The sequence below is a fragment of the Kribbella sp. NPDC050281 genome, from assembly GCF_040655855.1.
GTDB lineage: Bacteria > Actinomycetota > Actinomycetes > Propionibacteriales > Kribbellaceae > Kribbella.
On record NZ_JBFAKS010000001.1, the window covers coordinates 182,197 to 195,895 of the forward strand.

Genomic DNA, 13,699 nt, shown 5'->3' on the forward strand with positions numbered 1-13,699 from the left:
CTCGGCTCATCCCGTCCAGGACCCTGGCCGTTACACCGAGTGAGCGTATGAAAACTAGACTGCCCAGTGAAGAGCCGTTTCACGCCTGGGGCAAGGGTCTGTTCTCCAATGGTGTCCCAGTCGTCCGTACTGTGGACGCGGATTGTCTTGTGCAGCGAGCGAATCAGCGAAGATCGTGCAAATGCACGGGAAGGAACGTCATGCAGGGCAGTAGTTCAGTCGCTCGATCGAACGCCGGTCCGGCCGTTGACGCGGCAGCGATCGAGGCGGCGGTACGGCGAATCGACGGTGTCGCGGTGCGTACACCGTTGCAGCGCAATCTCCGGCTGTCGGAACGCACGGGCGCGCAGGTCTGGCTGAAGCGGGAAGACTTGCAGATCGGCCGGTCGTACAAGCTCCGCGGCGCGTACAACCTGGTCGCCCAGCTCGACGACGAGGCGAAGTCGGCGGGCGTGGTGTGTGCCAGTGCGGGCAACCACGGCCAGGGGTTGGCGTACACGTGCCACACACTCGGTGTGCAGGGCAAGGTCTATGTTCCGCGTACGACGCCGCGCCAGAAGCGGGACCGGATCGCGGCGCTCGGCGGCAAGCAGATCCAGGTGATCATCACCGGTGACACGTACGACGATGCTGCCGCTGCGGCGCTCGCTGAGGGCGAGGCGACTGGCGCGACGATGGTCCCGGCGTTCGATGACCCGAGAACCGTTGCGGGGCAGGGGACTGTGGCCGTTGAGCTGATCGAGCAGCTCGGTCAGGCGCCGGACGTGTTGGTGGTTCCGGTCGGTGGTGGTGGGTTGGTTGCGGGCGTTGCGACCTGGCTGACGGAGCGGCATCCCGACGTACGGATCGTTGGAGTGGAGCCTGCCGGTGCGGCGAGTATGGCGGCGGCGCTTTCGGCTGGAGAGCCGGTGACGTTGCCGCATCTGGACAGCTTTGTGGACGGGGCCGCCGTGCGGCGGGTGGGGGACGTGACGCTGCCGTTGGTGACGGCCGCTGGGGTCGAGATGATGTCGGTCCCCGAGGGGCTGGTGTGCTCGGAGATGCTCGAGCTGTACCAGACGGACGGGTTGATCGCGGAGCCTGCCGGGGCATTGTCTACGGGTGCCTTGGGCAACGGTCTTGAGGTGCGGCCCGGTGAGACGGTTGTGTGTCTGCTGTCGGGCGGGAACAACGACGTCAGCCGGTATGGGGAGATTCTCGAGCGGTCGTTGGTGCATGAGGGGTTGAAGCACTACTTCCTGGTGACGTTCCCTCAGGAGCCGGGTGCGCTGCGTCAGTTCCTGGATGAGGCGCTGGGGGCGGATGATGACATCACGCTGTTCGAGTACGTGAAGCGCAACAACCGGGAGACTGGTGTGGCGTTGGTCGGCATAGAGATCAGCCGGCCGACGGACCTCGACGGGTTGCTGGCGCGTATGGATGCCGCACCGTTGGAGATCGAGCGCATCCACCCGAACTCCCCCGAGTTCAGATACCTGATCTGAAGGCCCCACGCGCGAGAGGCCGGGCCGTGGGCTGGCTGGTGCAGCGAGTCAGGTTCGTGTCAGCGGCTGGGGCGTTCGAAGATGAGCTCCAGGCCGTCCTCCTCATCCCACTGTTCGCCGTTCTCGACGAAGCCGAAGCCGGCGATGGTGGCCAGGGACGCTTGATTGGTGGGGCTGATCGTAGCCCGCACGGTCCGTACTGCGGGCTCGGCCGCCGCACGCTCCAGGAGCGCGGTCACGATCGCCTTGGCGAAACCCTGTCGCCGGTGCGGCGGGTCGACGGTGTAGCCGATCTCCACCATGCCGGCCTCGTCGGGTGGACCGTGGAAGCCGGCGTAGCCGACCACGATCCCGTCGGCCACGACGAGCTTGACGAGCCACCCGAAGGTGGTGGGATCCCGGGTCAGCTGATCGAGGCGGTACTGCCAGAGCCACTTGGCCCTGTCCGTGAGGAACTCGTCGCCGAGTGCGAAGCCGAGCTCGGTCTGTGCCGCGGGACGGTCGTCGGCCAGCAACGCGCTCAGCGCCGTACCGGTCATCTCGACGAAGCGAACCGCTCGGGGAGAAGTAGTAGTCATCGCACTCATCCTCAGCCCCGGCGGCCCGCCAGACGAACCATTTACGGCGCTTGTGTGGGTGGCTCGGCGAGCTGGATCGAGACCGGGGAGCGTAGTGCACCGGATTCGGCAGGCAGAACTCCCCACTCTGGCCCGCGAGGCGGGCAGAACCGTCCGGTCGAGCTCAGACCAAACCGCGGCGCGCCGCCCAGACGATGGCCTCGATCGCGGTGCCGAAGCCGAGCCGGTCGCAGACGGTTCGAGTACGGCGGCGGACCGTTCGTTCGGACAGATCGAGCCGACGCGCCACGGAGTCGACCGGAAGGCCGGTGGCAAGCAGGCGAAGAAGTTGCAGGTCATCATGACTGATCTCGCGCGGTGGCACGCGACGGGTGAGCGGGCGGAGTTCCTGGGGGAGGACGGTCATACGGATCACCTGTTTCCGAACATCCGGGACTCGGCGGCGTCCCAGTCGGCCGGTTTTCCCTGCGGCTCGTAGCGCCGCAGACGATGGGTGGAACGGACCAGGGCGCGCATCGCTCCCAGGTCCGGCAACGGCTCGCCCAATGCGCGAGCCTGAACCAGCACGTTGCCCAGCGCCGACGCCTCGACCGGCCCGGCGAGCACAGGCAACCCACAAGCGTCAGCGGTCAGCTGACAGAGCAACTCGTTCTGCGAACCGCCCCCGATGACGTGCAGTACGTCGACCGGCCGGTCCGCGATCGTTTGCGCTTCCCGCAACGTCCGGCGGTAGGCGAGCGCGAGACTCTCCAGTACACACCGGACCGCGGCGCCCCGAGAACGCGGCGGCTCCTGCCCGGTCGCCCGGGAGTGCTCGTCGATCCGTGCCGGCATGTTGCCTGGAGCAAGGAACTCCGGAGCGTCCGGATCGATCAGTACGGCGAACGCCGGTGCGCCGGCCGCATCCCGCAGCAGCCCCTCGAGATCGTCGTCTTCCCAGACCCGCTGGCACTCCTGCAGGATCCACAGCCCCATCACGTTGCGCAGGAACCGGATCCGTCCGTCGACCCCACCCTCGTTGGTGAAGTTCGCCTCGCGAGCCTCGGCCGTCAGCACCGGCTGCTCCAACTCGAGCCCCACCAACGACCAGGTCCCCGACGAGATGTACGCGAACCGCTCATCCCCCGCCGGCACAGCCACCACCGAAGAAGCAGTGTCATGCGAGCCCACCGCAACAACCGGCGTACCCGCCGCCAGCTCGGTCGCGGGTAACACCGTCCCGACGACGTCACCGGGTTCGCGCAGCTGCGGCAGTATGCCCAACGGCACGCCGACTCGCGCGGCCAACGTCTCGCTCCACTGACGGGACCGCACGTCATACAGCTGCGTGGTCGAGGCGTTCGTCCGCTCAGCCCCGATCTGCCCGGTCAACCAGTCGCCCAGCAGATCCGGAATCATCAGCAACGTCGCCGCCTGCCCGAGCAACTCCTCGACGGCCAGCTGGTAGATGGTGTTGAAGGGTAGTTGCTGGAGGCCCGTAATGGAGTACAGCTCGGCGGCGGAGACGCGGGCCAGGACGTGTTCCATGACGCCGTCGGTGCGGGAGTCTCGGTAGTGGACGGGGTTGCTGAGGAGGCGGCCCGAGGCGTCGAGGAGGCCGTAGTCGACGGCCCAGGAGTCGATGCCGATGCCGTCGACGGGACCCGCGGCGCGGAGGCCGTCGAGCATGGACCGGTAGAGGTGGAGGATGTCCCAGTGGAGGGTGCCGCCGACGCTGACCGGGCCATTCCAGAAGCGGTTGATCTCGGTGAGCTCGAGGCGGCCGTCCCCGACCACGCCGAGCATGACGCGTCCACTGGACGCGCCCAGATCCACCGCCGCGACTCGCTTCATGGGGAAACGACGGTCAGGTCGAGGTGGAGGAGGTCGGCGACCGCGGCCAGGTCCTTCGCCTTGTGACCGGTCCCGAGCGCCCAGTGGTGCGCGACCCCGGACGCGGACCATGCGTCGGTCCACTCACCCGGGTCGCATCCGAAGTCGACCCGCGATGTCGTGTTCCCGATCTGGAGCAACGGCCCGGGTACGACGGTCCCCTCGGACGCGATCAGATTGAACGTCCCGTCCCGCCGCTGCCCGAGTCCGCAAGCAGTCACCGGCCCGTGCTTCACGTCGAACTCGACCGACACACCCCAGCCCCGCTTACCGTGATAGACCCCGAGCCCTCGCAGCAACGGCTTCCGGGCAGAGATCGCGAGATGCGCCGGTCCGTCGTGGCCCATCTCGACCACGTTGTCGTTGAAGTTCAGCGCCTGCAGTTCCGTGAACGATCCACCGGCGCCAAGCTTGTCCATCATCAGCATCGCCAGCGACGTACGGAGCTCGTACTCACCGGCCGCCGGCACACCTCTTGCCGTCAGCAACGAAGCACCCAGGATCATGCCGGCCGCCACCCGCTCGTGCAGCTCGCCGTCGAGCCCGCGGTGGTAGTAGGCCAGCGAGGTCAGGGAGAAGTCCTCGACCAGCCGATCGAGCGCGACCGACACGGTCGCACCCCACCGGAAGTCGTCCTCGTCCACCGAGTCGTCGAGCGTGAAGATCTCCCGGGCGACCTTCATCCGCTCCTCGGTCTCCGCGGCACTGACCTTCTCGGCCCGGACCCGCAGATCGTCGATCTCCAGGATCTCCACGTGCCCGCCGAGCTGTGCGGAGACGAGCGTCGGGTCAGTGATCACGTCCATCATCCCCGGGTACAGATGCCCGAGCAGGCCGTGCCGTCCGTGCCGGAAGGCCGCGCGTACGCCGGCCGCCAGGATCCACCGGTTGATCCGCGCCCACGCGCGCTCGTCCTCCAGGTACCCGGACACCGACCGGAAGTCGACCCCACATCGCTCGAACGCGTTCGCCATCTCCGGCAGCGGACACGCACCGCAGTACGCGAGCCAGGCACCCGTGTCGAACGTCGCGTGGTCCATCGCCTCGGTCGGCTGCAGGTTCAGCAGCAGCACCGGTGCCCCGCTCCGCTGCGCGACCGGGACCAGCATCGACGCGGTCATGTACGTCGTCAGGAAGCCGACAATCAGATCGCAGTCCGCCAGGCGCAGCTTCTCGGCCGCCGCGGCCCCCTCCTGCGCGTCCGAGATGAACCCGACGTCGATCACCTCGCAGTCCAGCTCCGAGAACCGCTCGGACACTCGCCGCGCGGACGCCTGCAACTGCGGCAGCAGGTCGGGGAACTGCGGCCAGTAGGCACCGAGCCCACCGGCCACCAGTCCGATCCGGGTCTTGCGCGGCTCGACCCACGGCAGTACTCCGCTGCCGTCGACAGACCGGCTTGGGTCAATGGTCCACATAGCAATCTCCCCGAACTAACGTAGGAACGCGGCGGCGACGCCGGCATCGACAGGAACATGCAGGCCGGTCGTATGAGTGAGGTCGCCGCCGGTCAGTGCAAAGACGGCCGCGGCCACGTTCTCCGGCAGCACCTCGCGCTTCAGCAGCGTCCGCTGTGCGTAGTACGCGCCCAGCTCCGATTCGGGTACGCCGTACACCGCGGCCCGCTGTGCACCCCAGCCCTTGGCGAAGATGCCGGATCCGCGGACGACGCCGTCCGGGTTCACGCCGTTGACGCGGATGCCGTACTCACCGAGCTCCGCGGCGAGCAGCCGGACCTGGTGGGCCTGGTCGGCCTTGGCCGCGCCGTACGCGACGTTGTTCGGCCCGGCGAAGACCGAGTTCTTGCTGGAGATGTAGACGATGTCGCCACCGAGACCCTGGTCGATGAGGACCTTCGCGGCCGCCCGCGAGACGAGGAACGATCCCTTCGCCATCACGTCGTGCTGCAGGTCCCAGTCCTTCTCCGTTGTCTCCAGCAACGACTTGGAGATGGACAGTCCGGCATTGTTGACCATCAGATCGACGCCGCCGAAGGCCAGTACGGCCGCCCGCAGCGCCTCCTCGACCGCCTCGGCCGAGGACACATCGGCGCCGACGGCAACCGCGACGTCGGACGATCCGATCTCCTTGGCCACGGCTTCGGCCGCGGCCAGATCCAGGTCGGCCACCACTACACACGCGCCTTCCGCGGCCAGCCGCTGCGCGATCGCCTTGCCGATCCCGGAGCCACCGCCGGTGACGAAGGCGACCCGCGTCGCCAGCGGCTTCGGTCGAGGCATCCGCTGCAGCTTCGCCTCCTCCAGCGCCCAGTACTCGATCCGGAACTTCTCCCGCTCGTCGATCGGCGCGTACGTCGACACCGCCTCGGCGCCACGCATGACGTTGATCGCGTTCACGTAGAACTCGCCGGCGACCCTCGCGGTCTGCTTGTCCTTGCCGAAGCTGAACATGCCGACCCCGGGCACGAGCACGATCGCCGGATCCGCACCCCGCATCGCCGGGCTGTCCGGCTCGGCATGCCGGTTGTAGTAGGCGGCGTACTCGGATCGGTATTCCTCGTGCAACTCCTTCAGCCGGACCACCGCCTCTTCCACCGAGGCGGAGGCGGGCAGGTCCAGCACCAACGGGCGCACCTTGGTCCGCAGGAAGTGGTCGGGACACGAGGTGCCGAGCGCTGCCAGCTCAGCCAGCTTCTCCCGGGACAGGAACTCGAGCACCACCTCGGAGTCGGTGAAATGCCCGACCTGCGGCTTGTCGGTCGACGCGAGACCACGGATCACCGGGGCCAGTGCGGCGGCCCGCACGCGGCGCTCCTCGACCGGCAAGGGCTCGAAGCCGGCGACCACAGCGCCGAAGGGTTCGTCCACACCACGCTCCGCGAGGAAGCGTTCCGCCGTACGAATGATCTCCAGGGAGTTCGCCTCGCACTCGGCCGACGTGCTGCCCCAGGCGGTGATGCCATGCCCGCCGAGGATGCAGCCGATCGCCTCCGGGTTCTCCCGCTTGACCGCCGCGATGTCGAGACCGAGCTGGAACCCGGGCCGCCGCCACGGCACCCAGACCACCCGGTCGCCGAAGCACTCCGCGGTCAGCTTCTCCCCGTCGGCCGCTGTCGCCAGCGCGATCCCGGAGTCCGGGTGCAGATGGTCGACGTGCGGCGAATCCACCAGACCGTGCATCGCGGTGTCGATCGACGGCGCGGCGCCGCCCTTGCCGTGCAGGCAGTAGTCGAACGCGGCAACCATCTCGTCCTCGCGGTCGACGCCCGGGTACACGTCGACCAGCGAGTTCAACCGGTCGAGCCGCAGTACGGCGAGGCCGGCCTGGGTCAGCGTGCCGAGGTCGCCACCGGATCCCTTCACCCAGACCAGGTCGACGGGCTGCTGCGTCACCGGGTCGGTCGCCGTACCCTTCGCCGACGTGTTCCCGCCGGCGTAGTTGGTGTTGCGTGGATCGGCACCCAGTCGGTTGCTACGCGCAACGAGCTCGGCTGCAGTGTCGGTCATCAGTACTCAGGCTCCCCATCCGGCCTGCTGGCCGTCGGCTCGGTCTTTCACGATCTGTTCGAAGTAGCCGCTGCGCTGGTACGCGGCGACCGGGTTCGGGTCCAGGCCCTGCGACTCGCGCAGGTCGGCGAGCAGGGGCCGGACGTCGGTGTTGTAGGCATCCATCAGCGCGGCGTTCGCCTCCAGCACGTCACCCGAGGCCTGGGCCGCGCGGAGTGCGTCCCGGTCGACCAACAGCGCCTTCGCGGTCGCCTCCTGGACGTTCATCACCGACCGGATGATGGCCGGGATCTTCACCTCGATGTTGTGGCACTGGTCGAGCATGAAGGCGATCCCACGGTCCGGGTCGAGCGCGCCGCCGCGGACGATCTCGTTCATGATCCGGAACAGCTGGAACGGGTCGGCCGCACCGACCATCAGGTCGTCGTCGGCGTAGAACCGGCTGTTGAAGTCGAACGCGCCGAGCTTCTTGGCCCGGAGCAGGAACGCGACGATGAACTCGATGTTCGTCCCCGGCGCGTGGTGCCCGGTGTCGATGCAGACCGTTGCCTTCGGCCCCAGTTCCAGGCAGTGCGCGTACGACGTACCCCAGTCCGGTACGTCGGTGGTGTAGAAGGCCGGCTCGAACAGCTTGTACTCCAGCAGCATCCGCTGGTCGTCGCCGAGCCGGTCGTACACCTCCTTCAGCGCGGCCGCGAGCCGGTCCTGCCGGTCCTGGATGTCGTCCTGGCCCGGGTAGTTCGTGCCGTCGGAGAACCACAGCTTCAGGTCCTGGGACCCGGTCGCGTCCATGATGTCGACGCACTCGAGCAGATGCTCGGTCGCCTTCCGCCGTACCCGCGGGTCCGGGTTCGTGACACTGCCGAGCTTGTAGTCGTCGTCCTGGAACACGTTGCTGTTGATCGCCCCCAGCCGGACGCCCTGCTCCTTCGCGTACGCCGACAGCCGGGCATAGTCGTCGACCTTGTCCCACGGGATGTGCAGCGCGACGCTCGGCGCGACGCCGGTGTACTTGTGCACCACGGCGGCGTCGGCGATCTTCTCCTCCGGGGAGCGGGGCACACCGGGCTGGCTGAACACCTTGAACCTGGTCCCGGAGTTGCCGAACGCCCACGAGGGCAGTTCGATCTCCTGGCGGCTGAGTGCGTTCTTCACAGCGTCGGTCGTCATGGTTCTCAGTCCTCTTTCAGGTGGAAGATCTCGGGCAGCAGCAGGAACGACTCGTCCGGCGGACGCCCGTCGATCCCGGTGAAGAACTCGGTCATCTGGGCCTGCCAGCGGGTGTTCACCTCGGTCGCCGCCATCGCCTTCTGCGCCGCCTCCAGGTCCTCGGACTCGACGTACCCGATCAGCAGGCCGTCGTCGCGGAGGAAGAGCGAGTAGTTGTGCCAGCCGGAGTCCCGCAGCGCGGCCTGCATGTCCGGCCAGACGTTGCGGTGACGCTCGACGTACTCGTCCAGGCGGTCGGGCCGGACCTGGAGGCAGAAACAGTAGCGATTCATGAAGTGGCTCTCAGAAGTTGAACTGGTCGATGTTGGCGGCGGTGAACTCGGTCGGCGGGCCGAGCACGATCTCGCCGTCGGCGCCGATGGTGTACTCGCCGAGCTTCCCGGCCTTGAACTTCTCGCCCTGGGCACCGGTGATCTGGCCCGAGCTCAGCGCGGCACCGGCGTACGCGGCCAGGTAGCCGATGTCGGCCGGGTTCCACAGCGCGAACTTCTTCACCGTGCCGTCCTTGACGTACTGGCGCATCTGGTTCGGCAGCCCGAGACCGGTGATCGCGACCTTGCCCTTGTAGCTGGACGCGCTCACGTACCGCGAGGCGGCCGCGATGCCGACCGTGGTCGGGGAGACGATCACCTTGAGGTTCGGGTACGACTGCAGCAGGCCCTGCGCCTCGGTGAACGACTTCTGGTCGTCGTCGTTGCCGTAGGCGATCTTGACCAGCTTCAGCTTCGCGTTCTCCGGCTTGGCCAGTTCGGTCTGCATGACCTTGATCCAGGAGTTCTGGTTGGTCGCGTTCGGGGTCGCGGACAGGATCGCGATCTCGCCGGCGCCGCCGGCCAGCTCACTGGCCATTTTCACCAGGCTCTCGCCGATGCCCTGAGTGGTGGCCTGGTTGATGAACGCGTCCCGGCAGGTCTTCGACGCGTCGGAGTCGAAGGTGACCACCTTGATGCCCGCCTCGCGGGCCTGGTTCAGCGACGGGCAGACCGCGTTCGGGTCGTTCGCGGCGACCACGATCACGTTCTGCTGCTGCTGGATCAGCGTGTTGATGTAGCTGACCTGCGATGACGCGCTGGCGTCGTTCGGTCCGACCAGTTTGTACTCGCCCTTGATCTCGCCGACCGCGACCTTGCCGCCACCCACCTCCACGTCGGTGTACGGGTTGTTCAGCTGCTTCGGCAGGTAGGCGATCTTCAGCCCTTCCTTGAGCGGGGCGTTCGGATCGGCCTTGGCCGCGGTCGACTCCGGGGCCGCGGTGTTCTGGCCTTCCGTGCTCGACTTCGTCGTACCGCCACAGGCGGCCAACGTGAGTGCGACGACGGCCAGCACCGCCAGGTTCTTGCGCTGTGACATTTGTTCGTCCTTTCAGGTGCGGCGCCGTTGCAGCACGGAGCGGGCGAGGTTGGGGGCGAGCACGGAGACGATGAGCAGTACGCCGGTGACGACGTTCAGGGCCTCGTTGGACACATCGGACAGGCGGAGCGCGTTCTGCAGCGCGCCGAGCAGCACGACGCCGGCGATCACGCCGGGCAGTGCGCCCTTCCCGCCGAAGATCGAGACGCCGCCGAGCAGGACCGCGGCGACCACGGCCAACTCGAGACCGGCGCCGTTGTCAGCGCGGGCGCTGGAGTAGCGCAGCGTCCACAGCACTCCGGCGAGACCCGCGATCAGACCGCTGACGACGTACAGCCAGAACTTCAACCGGCCCGGACGGACGCCGGCGAACCGGGCAGCCTGTTCACCGGCACCGACCGCGAACACGGCCCGGCCGATCGGCGTCGCATGCAGGACCACGCCGAAGACCACGGCGAGGACGACGATGATGATCAGCACGTTCGGGATCGGCGTACTGCCGATGGTGCCGGTGACCCAGTCGGTGTAGAGGGCCGGGAAGTCGGCGACGGCGCTGTCGCCGAGGACGACGAAGGCCAGGCCGCGGTACAGCGCGAGAGTGCCGATGGTGACGGCCAGCGACGGCAGGCCGAGGACCGTCACGAAGAATCCGTTGACCGCGCCGAGCACGGCCCCGAGCAGCAGGCAGAGCGGGATGATCGACTCGATCGGCTGGTTCGCGTTCCACAGGTAGCCCATCACCGCGCAGGACAGGCCGAGCGTGCTCGCCACCGACAGATCGATCTCGCCGCTCACGATCACCAGGGTCATCGGCAGCGCGAGCAAGGCGATCGGCAACAGGTCGAGGACCAGGAAGCCGAAGTTCTGCGAGGTGCCGAAACTGTCGACGGTCGCCGCGGCCACGATCAGCACGGTCACGGTGATGGCGATGATGACGACGTTCCAGTTCGCGAGGCGGCTGTAGTTCCGCTCGACGGTGATCGGCTCAGCTGACATGGGAGCCCCGCTTCTTCAGCCCGGCCGCGACCCGGACGGCGACCAGGCGGTCGGCGCCGATCGCGAGCAGGATCAGTCCGCCGACGATCGCCTGCTGCCAGAACTGGTTGATCTCGAGCACCGCCAGCGAGCTGGCGATCGTTGTCAGCAGCAACGCACCGAGCGCCGCGCCCCACACCGTCCCGCTGCCGCCGAAGACCGCGACCCCGCCGACCACCACGGCAGCGACCACGTTCAGCTCGTACCCGGTCCCGGCCGCGGCGTCGATGGTGCCGAACCGCGCCGCGAACAACACCCCCGCGAGCCCGGCCAACGCACCGCTGACGACAAAGGCGCCGACGGTACGACGTCCGACCGCGATACCGGCCAAGCGCGCGGCCTGTGGACTGGACCCCATCGCGTACAACTCGCGGCCCACGCGGTAGTTGCGCAGGACAACACCGGTGACCACCAGGACCAACACCGCCAGCCACACCAGATACGGGATCGCCAGCACAGTGGCATTGCCGAAGTCGAGGAAGCCGGACGGGAGTTCGTCGGCGTTGATCTGGCTGCCGCCGGCCCAGAAGTACGTGATGCCGCGAACGACGTACAGGGTGCCGAGCGTGACGACGAGGGCAGGAACGTTGCCGAAGCGAACGAGCGCACCGTTGACAACTCCGCAGGCCGCCCCCACCGCAGCGCCGACGGCCAGTACGACGATGACCGGCAGGCGCGGACTGTTCTGCAGCAGGGTGCCGACGGTGAACGCGCTCAGCCCGAGCACCGAGCCGACCGAGAGGTCGATGTTGCGGGTGATCACCACCACGGCCTGGCCGACCGCCAGAACGGCCAGGATCGCGGTGCCGAGCAGGATGTCGCGGATGCTCTGACCGGACAGGAACCGCGGGTTCGAGATCGTCGTCACCGCGACCAGCACAGCCAGCGCAATGACGATACCGAGCTCTCTGACCTTCAGGACGACATCCAGGGAGGACCGGCGCGGTGCGGGGAGGTCGACAGCCGTCATACGCTCGCCTCCTGCCCGGTCGCGGCGAACATCACCGACTCCTCGGTGGCCTCGCTCCGGCTGAGTTCGGCGACCAGGCGGCCCTCGCACATCACCAGGACGCGATCGGCCATGCCGAGCACCTCGGGTAGCTCGGACGACACCATCAGTACGGCGACGCCCTCGGCGGCGAGGCTGGACATCAGCCGGTGGACCTCGGCCTTGGTCCCGACATCGATGCCACGGGTCGGCTCGTCGACGATCAGCACCTTCGGATCGGTGGCCAGCCATTTGGCCAGCACGACCTTCTGCTGATTGCCGCCGGACAGGGTGCCGACCTCGTCGGAAAGCCTTCCGTACTTGGTCTTCAGCCGCTGCGTCCACTCCCGGGCGGAGCGGCGTTCGCGGCCGCCGGTCAGGAAGCCGAGCTGGGACAGCGACCGCGACCTGGGCAGCGTCACGTTCCGCTCGATCGACAGCTCCATCAGCAGGCCCTGCTGGCGCCGGTCCTCCGGTACCAGTGCGACCCCGGCGGCCATCGCCTGCTTCGGCGAACCTGGCTTGAGCGTCCGCCCGACCACCTCGACCGTGCCCGAGTCACGCGGGTCGACGCCGAAGATCGACTGCACCACCTCGGACCGGCCGGATCCGACCAGACCGGCCAACGCGACAATCTCCCCGGCGCGTACGTCGAACGAGACGTCGAGGAAGACGGGGTCGCGGCTCAGGCCACGGACGCTCAGGGCGACCGCGCCGGGTGTCACGTCCTGCTTGGGGAACAGCGCACCCAGGTCGCGGCCGACCATCTTGCGGACCATCTCGTCGACCGTGATGTCGGTGAGCAGATCGGTCGAGACGTGCCGGCCGTCACGCATGATCGTCACCCGCTCGCAGAGCGCGGTGACCTCCTCGAACCGGTGCGAGATGAACATCAGCGCGGCGCCGTCGTCCCGCAGCGACCGGGCCACGGCGAACAGCCGCTCGACCTCCACGCCGGTGAGCGCCGCGGTCGGCTCGTCCATCACCACCACGCGAGCATCCGCGGACAGCGCCTTGGCGATCTCGACCAGCTGCTGGTCCGCGATCGACAGGCCGCGGGCCGGCCGGTTCGGATCGATCGACACGCCGAGCCGGACGAACAGCTGGGCCGCCTGCCGGACCATCGCGGCCCGGTCGATGGTTTTGAAACGACCCAGAGGCTGGCGGCCCATTGCGATGTTCTCCGCCACGGACAGATCCGGGAACAGTGTCGGCTCCTGGTAGATGACCGCGATCCCGGCCGCCTTCGCATCGGCCGGGCCGCCGAGGTCGATCGGGATGCCGTCCAGTTCGATCGTGCCGCTGTCCGGACGATGCACACCGGCCAGCATCTTCACGATCGTGGACTTCCCGGCGCCGTTCTCGCCGACCAGGGCGTGCGCCTCACCGCCGTACAGGTCGAAGGAGACGTCCCGGACGGCGGCGACCGCGCCGAACGACTTCGAGACCTCGCGCACGCTGAGCAGCGGGCGGCCGTCGGGCATGGTCACCTCCAACTCGGCGCGGTGAGTTGCTGAAAGGTTTCAAGAAGATTGCACGAACGTAAGCGCGCACGGCTGGAGGCGTCAAGACCTCGCCCAGGTTTCGGCCGCCCTCCGGCGGCCGGACTCGGACGAATACTGCGGATCACCCGGCCCGAACAGGTACGCTCCACCCGCTAAGACGTTTCAAACCGGTCCATCCCAGGACCACGAC

General features: G+C 68.0%; 12 protein-coding genes. 1 reads left to right on the plus strand and 11 read right to left on the minus strand.

Translation table 11 applies throughout. The annotated features are described in order from the left end of the window. Positions 1-200 precede the first annotated feature (200 nt). Positions 201-1,484, plus strand: coding sequence for a threonine ammonia-lyase IlvA (gene ilvA / locus AB0I34_RS00995; RefSeq protein ID WP_360437267.1), 1,284 nt, complete (start codon positions 201-203; stop codon positions 1,482-1,484). Between the two features lie 59 nt (positions 1,485-1,543). Here the strand turns inward: ilvA and AB0I34_RS01000 are convergent, their stop codons facing one another. The 11 genes from AB0I34_RS01000 to AB0I34_RS01050 all read right to left on the minus strand — a co-directional run bounded on the left by AB0I34_RS01000 (position 1,544) and on the right by AB0I34_RS01050 (position 13,488). Next, the gene (locus AB0I34_RS01000; RefSeq protein WP_360437270.1) at positions 1,544-2,062 is read right to left on the minus strand and encodes a GNAT family N-acetyltransferase; all 519 of its coding nucleotides are present in this window, start codon (positions 2,060-2,062) and stop codon (positions 1,544-1,546) included. Positions 2,063-2,225: 163 nt separating this feature from the next. Further along, positions 2,226-2,468 (minus strand): LuxR C-terminal-related transcriptional regulator, encoded by a 243-nt coding sequence (locus AB0I34_RS01005; protein ID WP_131362600.1) that lies wholly within the window; start codon positions 2,466-2,468, stop codon positions 2,226-2,228. A gap of 5 nt (positions 2,469-2,473) precedes the next feature. Further along, entirely contained in the window at positions 2,474-3,895 is a 1,422-nt protein-coding gene (locus tag AB0I34_RS01010; RefSeq protein ID WP_360437274.1) for a rhamnulokinase family protein, read from the minus strand. Further along, a complete protein-coding gene (locus AB0I34_RS01015) occupies positions 3,892-5,352 on the minus strand; it encodes an L-fucose/L-arabinose isomerase family protein (RefSeq protein ID WP_360437277.1) in 1,461 nt (486 codons plus the stop codon). The genes AB0I34_RS01010 and AB0I34_RS01015 overlap by 4 nt, the downstream gene beginning before the upstream one ends. A gap of 15 nt (positions 5,353-5,367) precedes the next feature. Next, positions 5,368-7,401 carry a bifunctional aldolase/short-chain dehydrogenase gene (locus AB0I34_RS01020; RefSeq protein WP_360437280.1) on the minus strand — a complete coding sequence of 678 codons (2,034 nt, stop codon included), beginning with the start codon at positions 7,399-7,401 and terminating at the stop codon, positions 5,368-5,370. Positions 7,402-7,407: 6 nt separating this feature from the next. Then, positions 7,408-8,571 carry an L-rhamnose isomerase gene (rhaI, locus tag AB0I34_RS01025; protein ID WP_360437283.1) on the minus strand — a complete coding sequence of 388 codons (1,164 nt, stop codon included), beginning with the start codon at positions 8,569-8,571 and terminating at the stop codon, positions 7,408-7,410. Between the two features lie 5 nt (positions 8,572-8,576). Beyond that, on the minus strand, positions 8,577-8,903 hold the full coding sequence (locus AB0I34_RS01030; protein WP_327639142.1) for an L-rhamnose mutarotase: 327 nt from the start codon (positions 8,901-8,903) through the stop codon (positions 8,577-8,579). 10 nt (positions 8,904-8,913) lie between these two features. Further along, positions 8,914-9,981 (minus strand): rhamnose ABC transporter substrate-binding protein, encoded by a 1,068-nt coding sequence (gene rhaS, locus AB0I34_RS01035; RefSeq protein ID WP_360437286.1) that lies wholly within the window; start codon positions 9,979-9,981, stop codon positions 8,914-8,916. Between the two features lie 12 nt (positions 9,982-9,993). Further along, positions 9,994-10,977: an ABC transporter permease gene (locus tag AB0I34_RS01040; RefSeq protein WP_360437289.1), complete on the minus strand. Its 984-nt coding sequence runs from the start codon at positions 10,975-10,977 to the stop codon at positions 9,994-9,996. Beyond that, the gene (locus AB0I34_RS01045) at positions 10,967-11,986 is read right to left on the minus strand and encodes an ABC transporter permease (RefSeq protein WP_360437292.1); all 1,020 of its coding nucleotides are present in this window, start codon (positions 11,984-11,986) and stop codon (positions 10,967-10,969) included. The genes AB0I34_RS01040 and AB0I34_RS01045 overlap by 11 nt, the downstream gene beginning before the upstream one ends. Beyond that, the gene (locus AB0I34_RS01050; protein WP_360437295.1) at positions 11,983-13,488 is read right to left on the minus strand and encodes a sugar ABC transporter ATP-binding protein; all 1,506 of its coding nucleotides are present in this window, start codon (positions 13,486-13,488) and stop codon (positions 11,983-11,985) included. The genes AB0I34_RS01045 and AB0I34_RS01050 overlap by 4 nt, the downstream gene beginning before the upstream one ends. Positions 13,489-13,699 lie beyond the last annotated feature (211 nt).